Source organism: Kitasatospora sp. NPDC048365 (assembly GCF_043200835.1).
Lineage (GTDB): Bacteria > Actinomycetota > Actinomycetes > Streptomycetales > Streptomycetaceae > Kitasatospora > Kitasatospora terrestris.
This window is the reverse complement of the sequence record NZ_JBICYJ010000051.1, coordinates 41,490-57,193: the sequence shown is the minus strand read 5'-3', so window position 1 is coordinate 57,193 and position 15,704 is coordinate 41,490. Positions and strand designations below refer to the sequence as shown.

General features: G+C 72.2%; 13 protein-coding genes and 3 pseudogenes. 10 read left to right on the top strand and 6 right to left on the bottom strand.

Translation table 11 applies throughout. The annotated features are described in order from the left end of the window. Positions 1–137 precede the first annotated feature (137 nt). Positions 138–899: pseudogene (locus ACGFX4_RS35210) on the bottom strand (collagenase); the annotation flags it as partial. Between the two features lie 388 nt (positions 900–1,287). Between ACGFX4_RS35210 and ACGFX4_RS35205 the strand changes: the two are divergent. From ACGFX4_RS35205 to ACGFX4_RS35195, 3 genes and pseudogenes are all read left to right on the top strand, one after another. Beyond that, positions 1,288–1,969, top strand: a pseudogene (locus tag ACGFX4_RS35205) (helix-turn-helix domain-containing protein); the annotation flags it as partial. A 409-nt stretch (positions 1,970–2,378) separates the two neighbouring features. Beyond that, complete coding sequence (locus ACGFX4_RS35200; protein ID WP_393083544.1) at positions 2,379–2,828, top strand: hypothetical protein; 450 nt, start codon at positions 2,379–2,381, stop codon at positions 2,826–2,828. Positions 2,829–3,396: 568 nt separating this feature from the next. After that, positions 3,397–3,597 (top strand): annotated as a pseudogene (locus ACGFX4_RS35195) (transposase); the annotation flags it as partial. Positions 3,598–3,799: 202 nt separating this feature from the next. Here ACGFX4_RS35195 and ACGFX4_RS35190 read toward each other — a convergent pair. Further along, a complete protein-coding gene (locus ACGFX4_RS35190) occupies positions 3,800–4,240 on the bottom strand; it encodes a hypothetical protein (RefSeq protein WP_393083542.1) in 441 nt (146 codons plus the stop codon). Positions 4,241–4,286: 46 nt separating this feature from the next. Between ACGFX4_RS35190 and ACGFX4_RS35185 the strand changes: the two genes are divergently transcribed. Beyond that, the gene (locus ACGFX4_RS35185; protein ID WP_393083539.1) at positions 4,287–4,481 is read left to right on the top strand and encodes a hypothetical protein; all 195 of its coding nucleotides are present in this window, start codon (positions 4,287–4,289) and stop codon (positions 4,479–4,481) included. Positions 4,482–4,510: 29 nt separating this feature from the next. On the opposite strand, the gene ACGFX4_RS35180 is transcribed toward ACGFX4_RS35185, so the two are convergent. Together ACGFX4_RS35180 and ACGFX4_RS35175 are read right to left on the bottom strand one after the other, a co-directional pair. Next, entirely contained in the window at positions 4,511–5,518 is a 1,008-nt protein-coding gene (locus ACGFX4_RS35180; RefSeq protein ID WP_393083536.1) for an endonuclease VII domain-containing protein, read from the bottom strand. Positions 5,519–5,860: 342 nt separating this feature from the next. After that, positions 5,861–7,000, bottom strand: coding sequence for an Lrp/AsnC family transcriptional regulator (locus tag ACGFX4_RS35175; RefSeq protein WP_393083533.1), 1,140 nt, complete (start codon positions 6,998–7,000; stop codon positions 5,861–5,863). A 59-nt stretch (positions 7,001–7,059) separates the two neighbouring features. Between ACGFX4_RS35175 and ACGFX4_RS35170 the strand changes: the two genes are divergently transcribed. The 3 genes from ACGFX4_RS35170 (at position 7,060) to ACGFX4_RS35160 (ending at position 11,072) form a co-directional block, all read left to right on the top strand. After that, on the top strand, positions 7,060–8,307 hold the full coding sequence (locus ACGFX4_RS35170) for a M20 family metallopeptidase (RefSeq protein WP_393083530.1): 1,248 nt from the start codon (positions 7,060–7,062) through the stop codon (positions 8,305–8,307). Beyond that, positions 8,304–9,797 carry an MFS transporter gene (locus tag ACGFX4_RS35165; protein WP_393083527.1) on the top strand — a complete coding sequence of 498 codons (1,494 nt, stop codon included), beginning with the start codon at positions 8,304–8,306 and terminating at the stop codon, positions 9,795–9,797. The genes ACGFX4_RS35170 and ACGFX4_RS35165 overlap by 4 nt, the downstream gene beginning before the upstream one ends. Before the next feature lie 63 nt (positions 9,798–9,860). Further along, a complete protein-coding gene (locus ACGFX4_RS35160; protein ID WP_393083524.1) occupies positions 9,861–11,072 on the top strand; it encodes a serine hydrolase domain-containing protein in 1,212 nt (403 codons plus the stop codon). A 19-nt stretch (positions 11,073–11,091) separates the two neighbouring features. Here ACGFX4_RS35160 and ACGFX4_RS35155 read toward each other — a convergent pair whose 3' ends face one another. Both ACGFX4_RS35155 and ACGFX4_RS35150 read right to left on the bottom strand, forming a co-directional pair. Beyond that, positions 11,092–11,841 (bottom strand): ATP-grasp domain-containing protein, encoded by a 750-nt coding sequence (locus ACGFX4_RS35155; RefSeq protein WP_393083547.1) that lies wholly within the window; start codon positions 11,839–11,841, stop codon positions 11,092–11,094. A 160-nt stretch (positions 11,842–12,001) separates the two neighbouring features. After that, the gene (locus tag ACGFX4_RS35150; RefSeq protein WP_393083521.1) at positions 12,002–12,895 is read right to left on the bottom strand and encodes an NAD(P)H-binding protein; all 894 of its coding nucleotides are present in this window, start codon (positions 12,893–12,895) and stop codon (positions 12,002–12,004) included. 105 nt (positions 12,896–13,000) lie between these two features. Between ACGFX4_RS35150 and ACGFX4_RS35145 the strand changes: the two genes are divergently transcribed. The 3 genes from ACGFX4_RS35145 to ACGFX4_RS35135 all read left to right on the top strand — a co-directional run bounded on the left by ACGFX4_RS35145 (position 13,001) and on the right by ACGFX4_RS35135 (position 15,674). Further along, a complete protein-coding gene (locus ACGFX4_RS35145) occupies positions 13,001–13,951 on the top strand; it encodes a LysR family transcriptional regulator (protein WP_393083518.1) in 951 nt (316 codons plus the stop codon). Between the two features lie 82 nt (positions 13,952–14,033). Further along, complete coding sequence (locus ACGFX4_RS35140; RefSeq protein WP_393083515.1) at positions 14,034–14,618, top strand: TetR/AcrR family transcriptional regulator; 585 nt, start codon at positions 14,034–14,036, stop codon at positions 14,616–14,618. 66 nt (positions 14,619–14,684) lie between these two features. Further along, positions 14,685–15,674 carry a tetratricopeptide repeat protein gene (locus tag ACGFX4_RS35135; RefSeq protein WP_393083512.1) on the top strand — a complete coding sequence of 330 codons (990 nt, stop codon included), beginning with the start codon at positions 14,685–14,687 and terminating at the stop codon, positions 15,672–15,674. Positions 15,675–15,704: the final 30 nt, after the last annotated feature.

Sequence of the window (15,704 nt, the reverse complement as noted above, 5' to 3'; positions counted from 1 at the left end):
GGGGTGCCCCGCCCCGCGCGGGGGGGGGGGCGGGCCGCGGGGGGGGGGGGGGCGCCCCCCGCCGGGGGGGGGGCCCCCCCCGGGGGCCCCCCCGGGGCCCCCCCGGGCCCCCCCACGGCGGGCGGTGCGGATCAGGCGCCGGCGGCCACGGCGGTCAGCCAGGCGTTCCAGTCGGCCTCGTAGTCCAGCGAGGTGAGCAGGGTGCGCGCGGCGGCCCAGTTCCCGCTGCGGTAGTGGCCGAGCACGGCGGCGATGTCGGCCGGGTGCTTCTCGATCATGTAACGGGCGGCCAGGTAGCCCCAGTTGTAGGTGCGGTTGGTGTCGGTGTTGGCGTACGTGGTGTCGAACAGCGTGCGCAGCGCGTAGGTGTGCTTGCCGGCCTCGGCCACCGCGTTGGCGTAGGTGACGCCGCGGTAGGAGTAGGAGACGTACTCGGCGACGCCCTCGCCCCACCAGACGGTCGGCGTGCTCTGACTGGCGTTGAAGTCGCCGTACAGGTCGAAGCGGCCGTCGAGGTAGTGGGTGTACTCGTGATTGAGGTTCCAGATCTGCCAGCCGGGGCTGACGTCGGTGCGCTCGTAGCAGATGAACCGCGGCTGGTTGCCGGCCTGCGAGGGGTCGCCCTCCAGGTACATGCCGCCGTTGTTGGTGTCGATGCCGTAGATCTTCCCGGCGTACGCCTTGTAGTCGGCGCTGGAGTTGAAGACGTCGACCTCGAGGGTGGTGTTGAGGTCGCCGGCGACCGGGCCGGGGTCGTGGACGATGCCGTGGAAGTACGCGTCCTGGTTGGCGAGGCTGGTGCAGGTGGCGGTGAGCTGCGCGGAGGTCATCTCCTGCGCCCGGATCCGCAGCGACGGGCTGCAGGTGTAGGTGATCGGCAGGATGCGCGATTCGAGCCGGCTGCCGCCGGTGGGGGCGGCGGCGCCGGGGGCGCCCTTGGCGGTGCCGTGGGCGGGGCGCTGGCCGGAGTCCTTGAGGGCGGACTGCTCCGAGGTCGGTGACGGCGTGGCGGCGGCCTGGGCGACGGGGAGCAGGGGGGTCGCGACGGCGGCTATCAGCAAGGTCGTGGCGAGGGCACGCAAGAGTCACTCCTGGGGGAGGGAGCGGAGGGGTGTCCGTCGGTGACGGCTTGCGAAGTAAAATGGCACACGTCACATGGCTTTTCAATGCCGCGCGCAGAACGACCTGGTGCTGTGACCGCACAGGTACACCGGGTTGGCGCCGGCGAACCGACAGCCGGTCAGGGTTCGCAGACTCGCGGACCAGGAGGGCCGGCAGTGACAACGGATCGTGCGTCGGGGTGGCGCGAGCACGGTGCGCTACCGGGGGCGATGATGCTGCCGGCCACGGCCGGCGGCAACCGGGTCCCGGTGATCGCCCAGCTGGTGCAGGCGGACGGGGACACCGTGCGGGACGTGATCCACCGGTTCAACAACATCGGCCTGGCCTGCCTGGGACCCTCAATGGGCGGGAGGCCGTCCCCGTCTGCTCAGTCCTGACGACGAGGACTTCGTCGTGGCGACGGCCACCACCCGCCCCACCAGGCTCGGGCAGCCCTTCACCCGCTGGTCCATCCGCAAACTGCTCGCCTACCTGCGCCGGGTCCACGGCCGGGTGATCCGCATCGGCCGTGAGGCCCTGGGCCGCCTGCTCGGCCGACGCGGCGTCACCTTCCAGCGCACCAAGACCTGGAAGGAGTCCAGCGACCCCGACTACGACGCCGAACCCGACCGCATCGAGCATGTCCTGGACCGCTTTCCCGACCGAACATTCGCGTTCGACGAGTTCGGGCCGTTCGGCATCCGCCCGATTGCAGGGCCATGCCGGGCAGTTGCTGCTCGGTCGGCGACGACACCCTGTGGGCGCCAACAGGCGTCGCAAGGAAACGGCGAACACCCTGGCCGCGCTCAGGTCGATCCGGGCCGCTCGCCCGGACGGCGCCCCGGTCCACGTGATCCTGGACAACCTCGGACGTACTCCTCATGCGTCTCGGGAGCTCGCCCACCGAGTTCGTCACGTTCCCATGCCGCCACTGCGGCCTCGGCTGCAGCCCTGGGCAGTCGCATCGTGACCCGACCGACCTGGGCGTCGACGCGCTCCCCGATCGCTGGCAGCACCTTCGCGTCTTCCCGATATCGGACGTATTGCTCATGATCCACCACGAGGCGAGGCTGCTCAGGGCCACCGCATCTGTCTCCGCCGTTCACCCGGCGGACCTGTGCGGTCACAGCTCTCCGACCCCGGGCAGCCGGTCCAGATCGGCCGCAGAGCTATGTCAGGAAGCACCACCCCAAGCTGTCGGAGGCCCGGAACGCCGCCCACCTCGCCCGGACGGACAAGTCCTATGAGATTGTCCAGAGGTACATGAACATGCATGGATGGAACGGGAGCGTGAAGAGGACATGATCTATCGCGCACTCGACTACCAGCTGACCTGCAGCAAGTGCGGCCATGACGTGACGGGCTCGCGGGGCCAGCAGATCGTGGCCGAGAAGTTCGGCTGGTTCGACGAATGGCAGTGCGAGAACTGCGGTCTGGTCAGTTGCGACTACGGCGACGGGCCCGGGCCGGAGGACGTCAGGCAAGGACTGCTGGCGGAGTTCGGAGGATTCCGGCCCCGGCTCGTGGAAGGCCGGGACGGGACCGTCGCGGCGGCCCGCCACCTGCGGGAGATCCTCGACCACAGCCCGGCCGAGGCGATCGGCAGGCTGAAGGCGGCGAAGGCCGGGGAACCCCTCGGAACCGCCGTCGAAGTCGAAGCCCTCGTGCAGGCACTTCGCCGGGGCGGATACGCCTACGAGACGGTCGCCGCCGGGCCGGAGGACTGAGCAACCGGATCCGCCCCTCAGAGCGCCCGGTTGGCGAAGCGAGCGGCCGGCCGGGATGTCCACGTCGCGCACAGCGCGCGGGCGGACACGATGTCGTCGTCGAGTCCGGTCTGCCAACGCCCGTTCGTGGCCTACGAGATCGACCCCTGGCCGATGGCGTGTCATATCGTTGCCCACCAACCGTGCTGATAGATGCGTAGTCGGAGCCGCCACCAAGCGCTGTCCACAGCCCGCATGCGCAACGGTTCCGCTGTCACATCGAGGCCCAGGGGAGGGGAACCAGCGTGCCGCGCACGGCAGCACCGCAGGACCGAAGCAGGCCCCTGCCACCAACTACCGAGCCGGCAACCCGACGGGAAACCGCGCTCTGCAGCGCAGCGGTGGACGGCACCGGGCGGGAGAACGTCGCCCCGGATGGCCTCCTCACGCCAGGGAAGTACGCCTGGTCCTTCTGGTCGGAACGAGCAGTCCCGCCTGGAAGCCGGTATGCGACGCCGCTTTGGCGCGCCTGTCCTGGCGATCATGCGACTGTTGCCTGGTCGGATCGTTCTCCTGGGTGTGGGGCGGGGTGAACGCGGGGATCTGTCGGACGCAGGGGGAACGGCTGCGGCCGTTTCTGCCGGTGAGCAACGGTCGGTGCGGGCGGTGGTGCGATCACCGCCAGGCGATTGACGGGATTCTTCACGGGGTTCGGACCGGGGTGCACTGACGCGATCTGCCGGAGCGGTTCGGGCCGCGGAAGACGGTTTACGAGCGCCATCGGCTGTGGAAACGCAACACCGTGGAGAGGGCCATCAGCAAGCTCAAGAACTCCCGCGCTGTCGGGACCCGTTACGGCAAGCGCAGCTACGTCTTCCTCGGCACCGTCACTGCTCCAGCTGTTGTCATCTGGCTTCGCGCATGATGGGCGAGTAACGGCTCCAAGATCTGCCGTCGATCACCTGCGCTCTCGCGACAGCGGTCGCCCCGCGCTATGCGGGGCGACGAAGGGGATCGATCTCAGCCAGGAGTTCGTGCAGCTGACGAGCCCCCTGGGCAACGCGGTCGTCAGCGTCCTGCGACAGCTCCTCACACAAGCGGATCGCGTTGTCCCGGTCGTGGGAGAAGATGCTGAAGACGTCCACGACTGCGGTGTGGATCCAATCCCCGTGATTCGGGTCGGCGACTGCCAGTGCGGATGCGACTATCGTCAGTCCAACCCTGCCCTTTCGCCGAAGCAGTGCTTCCACGGTCACTCTGGCCACGAAGGTGTCACCAGGGTCGAGCACGAGCTTCAGTAGCGGCCCGAAGGCCTCCTGCATCTCGGCAAACCCTGCCAGGCCGTGGCCGGCATCCGCGCGGTCACGGTAGTCGTGACTTCGCCCGAGTTCGCCGAGCGCCACTACAGCGGCATGCCGCAACTCCCTGTCCACCTGCCTGCCCACCCCTCCCGCGACTTCCCGGCAAAGTACCACCGAGGTGCCCTACGGATCATCGCCAGGACAGCTCCTGGCCGGCACCAGCTCGGGCCTGCCGCGTCGGGTGGTCTTCCTGGTGCCCGACCCGTTGCGCGCCACCTACCTGCGTCGTCTGGTCACCCGGCAGCCAGGAGACCAGCAGTTGTTCACGGTGGGGATGCTCGACCACGTGGTGGACGTTCTCCTCGCCACGTAGCCGCCCCATCTACAACGGCCGACATCCGGTTATGAAGGCGCCGAATGCTTAATCAGGTAGTCGATCGCGGACCGCAGGCGAGTGACATCGTCCTCGAAATGGCCGAGTGCCAGATTGCACTTATGGCAAAGGAGTTCTCGAACGGCCCCAGTCTTGTGGTTGTGATCCACCACCGGCTTGCGGTCGTGCTCCTCCGGGTCAAATTCCACTGCGCAGATCGCGCACTTCAGACTCTGCTCGGCGAGCATCCGCTCGAAGTCCTCGATTGTCAGTCCGTACAGGACACGAAGCCATCGCTTGCGCTCCTTCAAGGCGAAACACGGCTTGCAGACGCGCGTCTCTCCGTTGAAGTAAAACCCCGTCTCCCCATACACGTGACCGTTGCTGCACTCGAGAACCTCCTCCCTCGGTTTGCGACGCTGCCACTCCGTGGTGGCGGGGTCGATTCCTTTGGCGCGCATCTTGGATTCAGCGTTGCAGCGACGGCACGACCAACGTCCCTTGGGGTCAATGTGGAGCGTCTCTTCCGTCCAGAGATGGCCGTTGGCGCAGTTTTCCTCTGCGTCAGGACGCGGAGCTGGACCGACCTGACCAGTCTGGGCCGGCTCGTCATTCGGGTCGGCGAATGGCGGCTTGGCGCTGAGATGATCCGAGGCCAGACACAGATTTTTGCCGCAGGAGCGCTTTACGTGCTGCCCCTTGCGAAGGGTTACGCCGTAGTCCTGTTCAAACAACCATCGGTGCAGGAGAATCTGGCGATTGATGCCCTGAGACTCCCACAACTCGCGGTCCGAGGTCTGGGGATTGCCTTCTTTGCTGGTAGTTCCTTCCCAAACCAGGCAGTCACCCTCCCATCGGCACTGAGATTCGACCCATTCGACCGTCAGGACGGTAGGGGCCTTTTCCTTGTACTCGGGTGTGCCGTACCTGGCTTCGCGCCGGTAGCACGGCTGGCACAGCTTATTTCGCAGCGGCCGGTACTCTTTCCCGCAGTTCGAGCAGATCGAGGGCGCCTTAGCGGGTATGAAGTTTTCCACGGCTGGCCAAGTTATACCTCGCGGCATTTGCCGCGCAAACGCGCAGGTGTGCCGCCCGGGCCCTTACCAGGGGCAGGCATGCAGGCGCCGACGCACCGAAAAACCCTTACGCCTCGACCTGTGGTTCGGGCTACGCGTCGGCCTACGTCGTGTAGCCCCCAGCAAGCCTATGACCTGTGAAGAGGCTTGGTTTTGCCGCGGACCTCCTGTTACCTCCGCGGTGATCGTCAGCCAGTCGTCGCCCAGAGCTCGTCTTCAAAGACCTCGGCAGGAACCGGGACAGCACCTCCACTCCACATCCGAGAGCTCATGACGACGTATCACGCCGAACATGATCTCCCATCACTTGATCACCTTTGAAGACGATCTCCAGGGCAGCGGCCGGCGGGGGACGGAGAGGCGGCGGACCAGGTCGGCCTCGGCGCGTTCGGCCGCCGGGTCGTGCCAGAAGTCGACCGGTACGCCGCGGATCCGGCGGCCGCGCGGGTCGAGGACCTGCCCGGCCAGCTTGAGCGGCCACAGGGTCACCGCCCGGTCGGTGACGGTGAGTTCGGGGAAGCGGGCGTACAGGCGGGCCTCGAAGGCGGGGATGTCCTGCACCGAGCGCAGCCAGACGGTCAGCAGCAGGTTGTGCGGCCCGGAGAGGGTGGCGCACAGCCGGGTCTCGCGCTGGGTCGGCAGCTGCGCGGTGATCCGGGCGGCCGCGTCCGGCGGCGCGACGCCCCACAGGGTCACCGAGACCGGCCAGCCGGACAGCGAGCGGGCCACCTCGCACCGGTACACCAGCGCCTCCTCCCGCTGGTAGCGCTCCAGCCGGCGGCGGACCGTGCTGGGGCTGACGCCGGCCCGCTCGGCGAGGTCCGCGGCGGGCATCCGGCAGTCCTCGGCGAGCAGCGAGAACAGCCGCAGGTCGAGCGGGTCGGCGGAGGACAGGCCCCGGCCGATCCCCGAACCGCCGCCCGGCGCGGTCTCGTCGAGGACGTCCCGGCCGCCCGGGGCGAGCCGGTCGAGTCGCCAGCGGCTGCCGACCGCGTGCACGGCGGAGGCGACCTGGGAGCGGGTCGCGGCGACGCCGGGCAGCGCCTCCAGCCGCAGACCGAGGTACCGGGCGAGCGCCGCCTGGTCGGGGAAGACCGCGGTGAGCACCAGGTCCCGGGAGCCGGTGACGTGGTCGACGGTGATCAGGTGCGGGTCGTCCACGATCGCGGCGGCCACCTCGTGCAGCGCGCCCGCCACGCAGTCCACCTCGATCACCGCGACCAGCGGCGGCGTCGGCCCGATGCCGGCCGGGTGGCAGCTCAGCCAGGCGTGCCCGGCCCCGGTCAGGCGGCGCCAGCGCCGGGCGGCCGTGGTGGCGTCCGCACCGATCGCCGCGCCGATCCGCTCCCAGCGGGCGCGCGGCGCGGTCTGCAGCGCGGTGACCAGCTGGTGGTCCAGCTCGTCGAGAGCCTCGCCGGTGGTTTCCGGCACCTGGTAGGCCATGGCTGACGCTTTCCTGCGGATCGGCGGGAACGGTGGTGCGGATCGCCACGATAGCGCGCATGTCCCTGCTGACCGACGCCCACGCCCTCGCCCCCGTCCTCACCGAGCTGCGGCACGCCCTGCACCGCGAACCCGAACTCGGCCTCGACCTCCCGCTCACCCAGGCCAGGGTGCTCGCCGCCCTCGACGGGCTCGGCCTGGAGATCACCACCGGCCGGGCGCTCAGCTCGGTCACCGCCGTGCTGCGCGGCGGACGGCCCGGCCCGGCCGTCCTGCTGCGCGGCGACATGGACGCGCTGCCCGTCCAGGAGGACACCGGCGTCCCGTATGCCTCGGCACTGGCCGGGCGGATGCACGCCTGCGGCCACGACCTGCACACCGCCGGCCTGGTCGGCGCCGCGCACCTGCTGGCGGCCCGCCGCGCGGAGCTCGCCGGCGACGTGGTGCTGATGTTCCAGCCCGGCGAGGAGGGCCAGGGCGGCGCCCGGATCATGATCGAGGAGGGGGTGCTGGACGCGGCCGGTGAGCGGGTGGTCGCCGCGTACGCGCTGCACGTGGTGGCCCGGGACGCGCCGACCGGCTTCGCGGCCACCCGGCCCGGGCCGATGCTCGCCGCCTCCGACACCGTCCACGTGACCCTGCGCGGCGCCGGCGGCCACGGCTCCTCCCCGCACTCCGCCACCGACCCGGTCCCCGCGCTGTGCGCCACCGTCACCGCCCTGCAGACCCTGGTCACCCGGGAGGTCGACGTCTTCGACCCGGCCGTGGTCACCGTCGGCCGGATCGAGGCCGGCACCGCACCCAACGTCATCCCCGACACCGCCCGACTGTCCGCCACCGTACGGACCTTCTCCGACGCCGCGCGCACGGCCGTCCGGGCCTCCTTCGAGCGGACCGTGCACGGCACCGCCGCCGCGCACGGCGTCACCGCCGAGATCGAGTACGTCCACCAGTACCCGCCGACCGTCAACCACCCCGGCGAGGCCGCGTTCGCCCTCGACACCGGCCGCGAGGTCCTCGGCGCCGACCGGGTCTTCCCGCTGCCCACGCCGATGGCCGGCTCCGAGGACTTCTCCTTCGTCCTGCGCGAGGTGCCCGGCGCCTACCTCGGACTCGGCGCCTGCCCACCCGGCACCGACCCCGCCACCGCGCCGATGAACCACTCCGCCCAGGCCGTCTACGACGACGGCGCGCTCCCGTACGCGGCCGCGCTGCTCGCCGGCCTCGCCCTGCGCCGCCTCGCCCCAGCCGCTGCCACTGACGCTGCCGCCCTTGGCGATGCCGCCACCGGACAGGAGCGACCGTGACCCGCACCCCCGAGGCCTCCGCGGGAGCCGCCGTCGGCGCCCTGGTCTTCTTCGAACTCACCAGTGGCTTCCTGCAGATCGGCATCACCCCGCTGCTGCCCGAACTCACCGCCCACCTCGGCATCGACGCCGCCGACGCCAGCTGGATCATCTCCGTCCAGCTGCTCGCCGCCGCCGTCTGCGTCCCGCTGCTCGGCCGGCTCGGCGACCTGTACGGCCACCGGCGCGTGCTGCGCGCCGCCCTCGCCCTGATCGCCGTCGGCAGCCTGGTCGTCGCCCTCGCCGACAGCCTGCCGGTGCTGCTCGCCGGACGGCTGCTGCAGGGACCGATCGCCGCCCTGCTGCCGCTGGAGATGGCCCTGGCCCGCGACCGGCTGCCGGTCGCCGGCGCCCGCCGCGCGATCGCCCGGCTGGTCGGCTCGCTCGCGCTCGGCACGCTGCTCGGCGGCGTCTCCACCGGGCTGATCCACTCCGCCACCGGCTCGCTGCGGCTCACCCTGCTGGTCCCCGCGCTGCTCGCCGCCGCGTGCGTCACCGTGGCGTTCCTGGCCGTCCCCGAGTCCTCGCGGCGGGCGGGCGGACGGGTCGACTGGCCGGGCGTCGCCCTGCTCGGCGCGGCCGTCACCGCGCTGCTCGCCGGCGTCGGCGGTGCGAAGGACGGCGCCTGGGGGAGCGCCGCGGTGATCGGCCCGCTGCTGGCCGGCGGGCTGCTGCTGGCGGGCTGGGCGGCGGTCGAACTGCGCACCGCCGAACCGCTGGTGGACCTGCGGGCGATGGCCGGCCGGGACGTCGCGCCGGTCTACCTGGCCGCCCTGCCGTTCGGCGTCTTCTACTTCGGCAGCCAGGCCCCCAACGCCACCTTCCTCGCCGCCGACCCGGCCACCACCGGCTACGGCTTCGCGCTGTCCGCGCTCGCCATCGCCCTGGTCTCGCTGCCCGGCCACCTGGCCGCCGTCCTCGGCTCCTTCGCCACCGCCGCCGTCGCCGCCCGGATCGGCTACCGGACCACCCTGCTCGCCGCGTTCGCCATGGTGGCCGCCGCCTTCCTCCAGTTCGCGCTGGTGCACGACGCCGTCTGGCAGTTCGCCGCCGGATCCGTCCTGCTCGGCCTCGGCGTGGGCCTGTCGCTGGGCGCCATGCCCACCGTGATCGTCGAAGCCTCCGACCCGACCCGGACCGGCGTCGCCGCCGCGCTCTACAACAACGTCAAGACCCTCGGAGGTGCCGTCGCGGGCGGTGCCTTCGCCGCGCTCCTCGGCTCCTTCGTCCGGCCCGCCACCGGACAGCCCGACGAGGCCGGCTACCGGGCGGTCTGGCTGGTCGGCGCCCTGTGCGCGCTCCTCGCCGTCGCCCTGGTCGCCGCCACCCGGCGGCGCACGGCCGGCCCCGCCGGACCGACCGCCACCCCCGCCGGACCGACCGCCACCCCCGCCGGTCTGCCCGCCGAACGAGTGGACTCGCCAGGAAGCGAGGCGCGGCACGGGCTCTGACGCGGCGTCCGGTGGCGATGCTGGCCGTCCGAACCCGTGATCCGGAAGAGACGGAAACCCGACGTGCGCCGTACCCACCGCAGGCTGTTCGCCACGGCGATGCTGGTCGCCTCCGTTCTGGCCCCGGCCACCGTCGGCCCCGCCGCGACGGTCCACGCCGCCGGTGCCCTGCGGCCCGTCCAGGCCGACTGCCGGCCCGGCGGGCCCGGCAGTCTCGGCCCCGAGCTCGACGCCGAGCTGGACGGCACCATCGAGCAGGTCCGCACCCAGGCGGGCGTCCCCGGCCTCGTCGTCGGCATCTGGATGCCCGGCAAGGGCTGCTACGTCCGCGCCACCGGCGTCGCCGACAAGGCCACCGGCGCCCCGATGACCACCGACCAGTACGTGCGGATCGGCAGCGAGACCAAGACCTTCACCGTCACCGCGCTCCTCGAACTCGTCGACGACCACCTCATCGGCCTCGACGACCCGATCGCCAAGTACATCGACGGCGTCCCGGGCGGCGACTGCATCACCCTGCGCCAGCTCGCCGAGATGCGCAGCGGCCTCTACCCGTACAGCTTCGACGCCGACTTCCAGCACGACCTGCTGAGCGACCCGCAGCGGACCTTCACCCCGCAGGAGGTGCTCGCGTACGGCTACAAGCACGACAACACCTTCGACCCGGGCACGCAGTTCCAGTACTCCAACTCCAACCTGATCCTGCTCGGCCTGGTGGTCGAGAAGGTCAGCGGCCGGCCGCTCGCCGAGTTCATCCACGACCGGGTGCTGCGCCCGGCCCACCTGCGGCACACGCTCTTCCCGGTCGGCAACGAGTTCCCCGACCCGCACCCGCGCGGCTACACCGACCAGACGCTCAGCGGCGCCACCGAGGACGCCACCGACTGGAACCCCAGCTGGGCCTGGGCGGCGGGATCGATGATCTCCGACCTGCAGGACCTGCGGCACTGGGCCGAGGTCGTCGCGACCGGGCGGCTGCTCAGCCCCGAGACCCAGGCCGAGCGGCTGAAGTTCGTGCCCACCGGCTTCCCCGGCACCAGCTACGGCCTCGGCATCCTGGAGACCAGCGGCTGGATCGGCCACAACGGCTCCATCCCCGGGTACGAGACGGTCACCGTGTACCTGCCCTCGCAGAAGGCCACCCTGGTCCTGATGATGAACACCGACTCCAGCAGCGGCGGCCAGGAGCCCTCCACCCTGATCGCCCGGGCGATCACCCGGATCATCACCCCGGACAACGTGTACGACGGCAAGGCCACCACCCCGGAGGGGTGACGCCCGGGACCCACGGGACTCACGGCCGGACGAACAGCAGATCGTCCGGCCGCAGCCGTGCGCGCGGACCCGCCGCGCGCAGCACCACGTCCAGCACCCGCGCCGGGTCGGCGGCGTACGCGTGCGAGAACCACGCCATGTTGGCCTCCACCACGGCCCAGCGGTGGCCCGGGCGGTACGGGTCGAGCAGTCGGCCGACGTCCAGGACGACGGCGCTCGGCAGGGAGTCGCCGGCCGCGGCGAGCAGCCGGTCGACGAACGCGGTGATCTCCGCGGCGTCCGCGGTGTCCTCGGCGTCCGCGGCGGCCAGGTCGAGCGGTCGCGGGTCGAGCCGGCCGAACACCGCGTACCGGCTCGCCGTGGCGATCCGCCCGTCCAGCAGGAACAGCCGGTACTCGGCGGCGAAGGTCACCACCTCGGAGAGCAGCACCGGCGTCGCCGGATCGAGGTCCGAAGGGAAGCGGGAGCCGTCCGCGTAGACCGCGGGCGGGAAGGACTTGTCGCGGGGCGGCTTGACGAAGGTCGGGCGGTCGAGCGCCCACGCGTCCGCGACCGTGGCCGCCACGATGTCCCGACCCGTGAACTCCCGCGGCAGCTCGGCCAGCCAGCCGTCCGTCGGTTCCAGCAGCGCGAAGCCGAGCCGGTCCGCCAGCCGCGCACCCGCCACCGGCCCGCCGTACCAGTACGCCGGACCCCCGGTCGCCGCGACGTCCTCCGCCGCGCGGACCTCCATCCCGCGAGCCGCCGCTTCGACGGCCAGCAGCTCCATCGTCGACGTCCGCCGCCCGGGCATGACCAGCACCGCGACCCCTCCTCGTTCTCCGTTCCGCAGAGCCGCCAGCCTGAACCGCGGCGCCCGCGACCCGCAACCGAGTATCCGGGCCGGCCGGTTCGGGGGCTCCGGCAGGCGGTCGCCGCGGTGCCGGTCGTCAGCCGAGGACCGCGGGCCGGAGGGTCTGTGCGCACCACTGCTCGAAGGTGGTGGGCGAGGCGGTGCGCGGGGTGCGGGCGACGCCGGCGTCGAGGCCCTCGTCCTTGGCGCGCTTCATCTCGACGATGCCCCGGACGAACTCCGCGTTCAGGCCGTAGCCGAGCAGGGTGGTGTGCAACTCGTCGAGCGGCTGCCGCTCGTAGCGGACCGGCCGGCCGAGCTGCTCGGTCATGATGCGGGCCAGGTCGTTGGGGGACAGGTCCTGCGGGCCGAGGACGGGGACGTCGGCGGTGCCGGTCCAGGAGCGGTCCAGCAGCAGGCCGGCCGCGGTGGCCGCGATGTCGGAGACGGCGACGAGAGGGGCCCTGCGGTCGGCGTCGACGGTGTCGACCCAGACGCCCCGCTCGCGGATCGAGTCGGTCTCCTCCAACAGGTTCTCGAAGAAGGACGGGTTGGCGAGCGCCCGGTACGCGACGCCGCTCCCGGCGATCAGGTCGTCCACGGCGAGCGAGGTGGTGACGAGGCCGGCCCGGTCGGCGAGCGGCGTGGAGCGGCCGAGCGCGGAGACGCCGACGACGTGGCCGACGCCGTGGGCGGCGAGCGCGGTGACGGCGGGTCGGCTGAAGGCGAGATAGGCGTCGTAGGGGGTCAGGGAGGCGTCCGGGGGGACAAGCCAGAAGACGGCGTCCGCGCCCTCGAAGGCCCGGTCGAGGACGGCGGCGTCCGCTTGCGAGCCGGTGACCACCTCGACACGTCCGCGCGCCGCGTCCGGGAGCCGCGCGGGATCGCGGACGATCACCCGCAGCTGCTCGCCCGCGGCGGGCGCCGCGTCCAGGAGTCGGGAGAGCAGGTGGCGGCCGATGTTCCCGGTCGGGGCAGTGATGACGATCATGAATTCCTCGCAGGTCGTACGGATCGGGGTGCGGGATTCATCCTGCGGAGGCCGGCCGTGCTGCCACAATGGGAACTTCGGCACGCAATCTTTGCTCGAAACGGAATGATGCAGGTGAACAGCCCGGAACCGGTCATCGACGCCAACCTCGCCATCGCGCTGGACGCCCTGCTGGCCGAGCACAGCGTGACCCGCGCCGCCGCGCGGCTGCACACCTCGCCCGCCGCGATGAGCCGCACCCTCGCCCGGCTGCGCCGGATCCTCCAGGACCCGCTGCTGGTCCGGGCCGGGCAGGCCATGGTGCCCACACCGCGCGCCCTGGCGCTGCGCGAGGAGGCCGCCGCGGTGGTGCGCAGCCTCGGCGCGCTGCTCAGCCCCGGCGCGAGCGTCGACCTGGCCGGTCTGCGCTGCACCTTCACCCTGCAGGCCGCCGACCTGGTCGGTGCGGCCCTGGCCCCCGGCCTGCTGGAGCTGGGCCGGCGGGAGGCGCCGGGGGTGTCGTTCCGGATCCGGGCCGAGGAGCTGGAGGCCGGACCGGCGCTGCGCGACGGCCGGATCGACCTGGAGGTCGGGTCCATCGACCACGTGGACCCCGAGACCCAGGTCGAGGAACTGGTCGGCCTGCGCATGGTCGCGGCCGTCCGGCCCGGACACCCGCTCAGCGAAGGGGAGTTGACCCCGGAGCGACTCGCCGCGGCCGAACACGTCGCGGTCAGCCGTCGCGGCCGGTTCACCGGCCCGCTCGACGCCGCCCTCGCCGAGCAGGGCCTGACCCGGCGGGTCGGCGTGGTCCTCCCCGGCCACCTGGCCGCGATGGCGCTCGCCGCCCGCAGCGACGTCGTCTGCCTGGTCCCCGCCGCCCTCCCTGGCGCCGCCCCCTCGCCGCTCACCCGGGACGCCGACGCGCTCGGACTGCGGCTCCTCGACATCCCGCTGACGCTGCCCCCGCTGACCATCGGCATGGCGTGGCACCCGCGGCACACCGCCGACGGCGCGCACCGCTGGCTCCGCGACGCCGTCCGGCGGACGCTGCGTACCTCAACGGCCGCCGCCTGACGGGGGCGGCACGTGCGCGACGGCGTCCCGCCCCGCAGTTCGGAGACCGGGAGCGGTGCCGTCCCGTGAAACCATTGCGGGCATGACCCCTGCTCCGAACCCGGAACTGCGCAACCAGCGCTCCCACCGCGCGATCCTCGACGCCGCCCTCGAACTCGCCCTGCGCGACGGCTACGCCAAGGTCACCGTCGAGGGCATCGCCCAGGCCGCCGGGGTCGGCAAACAGACCATCTACCGCTGGTGGCCGAGCCGGGCCGCGGTCGTCCTCGAAGCGCTCAACGACCGCTCCGGGCCCGCCTCGCAGGTGCCGGACACCGGCGATGTCGAGGCCGACATCACCGCCACGGCCGAGGCCGTCATCCGCCTGCTCGGCACCGACCTCGGAACCGTCTGGCGCGGGCTGGTCGCCGACGCCCAGGGCGATCCCCGCCTCGCCGAGGACCTGCGCCGGACCTTCTTCGAGCCCCGGATGGCACGCTGGCAGGAACGCCTCCAAACGGCCGTTGACGCCGGTGAACTGCGCACCGACGTCCCCACCCGCACCATCGTCGAACTCCTCTTCGGCCCGGTCTACCACCGCCTCCTGATCATGGGACCCGACACGCTCGACCCGGAGAACACCGCCGCCCGCGTCGACTACCTCCTCAACGGGATCCGCAAGCACTGACTCTCCGCGGGGCCGTGCCGGGAGCCGGAGCGACCGGTCGGCGCACCGTTCGCCTACCATCCCCGGATGACGTCGAACAGAACGGTTGCGGCCGGAGTCGCCCTCGCCAAGGTGATGGCGCACTGCGGGGGGAACATCGAGGCCGCCCTGCACCAGGTGGCCGGGGCGATCGCCGCCGCGCCCGCGGACCCCGAACCGTACGCGGTGCTCGCCGAACTGCGGCGCGAGCGGCGGGACGACTTCGCGGCGACGCTCGACGGTGCCGCCTCGCTGTCCGAGGTGCTGGCACAGTCGTACGTGAGCTACCTCGACGGCGACATGGACGGCGCGGCGCTGGCGATCGGCTCGGTCTGCGGCGTGCGGCCCACTGTCCGCTGGACGGCAGCGCCGTGGTTCGGCGACCCGGGCTTCCTGGCGGGGCTGACCCCCGACGCCCTCGCCGAGGCGGTGATGCGGACGACGGACTACGGCCGCCCGCTGGACACGGACCCCGCGCGGGAGGCGCTCGGGCCGTGGATCGAGGCGATCGGGAAGGTGTGCGAGCGCGAGCCGCAGCCGGAGGCGATGGCGCGGATGGCGATCTTCCTGCGGGCGTGCGGGCTCACCGAGGCGTCGCTCGCCCTGTGCGACCGTGCGGATGCCGTCGAGCGGGTGATGCTCACCGAGGTCGTACGGGCGGGCACCTGGCGCCGGCTCGGCGACCTCGACCTGACCGCGGCGGCGTTCGAGCGGGCGCTCGCGCTGGACCCGGACAACTGGTCGCTGTACCTGGACCTCGCCGATGTCCGGGCCCTCCAGGACGACTTCGCGGAGGCGGTCCGGCTGGTGGAGCGGGCCCTGCAGTCGGAGCCGGACGAGCCCACCCTGCGGGCGGCCGGCGCCGCCTACCGGAGCCGGCACACCGGTTCGGCGGGCGCGCTGCGCGAGTACGTCGACCGGGCCGCGCAGCTGCCGCCGAGCCCGTACCGCACCGCGCTGACCGACCTCGCGTGCGCCGGACCGGGGCTCCCCGGCGACCTGGTGGACGAGGTGCGGCGGGCGCTCGGCGGGGAATGACCGCGGCACCAGCCGTATTCCGGTACGGCC

What these genes read in the sequence shown, in the direction of transcription:
- ACGFX4_RS35155 (WP_393083547.1), bottom strand. Translation starts at nt 11,841, where the DNA reads ATGGAGCTGCTGGCCGTCGAAGCGGCGGCTCGCGGGATGGAGGTCCGC.
- ACGFX4_RS35170 (WP_393083530.1), top strand. Translation starts at nt 7,060, where the DNA reads ATGTCCCTGCTGACCGACGCCCACGCCCTCGCCCCCGTCCTCACCGAG.
- ACGFX4_RS35145 (WP_393083518.1), top strand. Translation starts at nt 13,001, where the DNA reads ATGATGCAGGTGAACAGCCCGGAACCGGTCATCGACGCCAACCTCGCC.
- ACGFX4_RS35200 (WP_393083544.1), top strand. Translation starts at nt 2,379, where the DNA reads ATGGAACGGGAGCGTGAAGAGGACATGATCTATCGCGCACTCGACTAC.
- ACGFX4_RS35175 (WP_393083533.1), bottom strand. Translation starts at nt 7,000, where the DNA reads ATGGCCTACCAGGTGCCGGAAACCACCGGCGAGGCTCTCGACGAGCTG.
- ACGFX4_RS35135 (WP_393083512.1), top strand. Translation starts at nt 14,685, where the DNA reads ATGACGTCGAACAGAACGGTTGCGGCCGGAGTCGCCCTCGCCAAGGTG.
- ACGFX4_RS35150 (WP_393083521.1), bottom strand. Translation starts at nt 12,895, where the DNA reads ATGATCGTCATCACTGCCCCGACCGGGAACATCGGCCGCCACCTGCTC.
- ACGFX4_RS35140 (WP_393083515.1), top strand. Translation starts at nt 14,034, where the DNA reads ATGACCCCTGCTCCGAACCCGGAACTGCGCAACCAGCGCTCCCACCGC.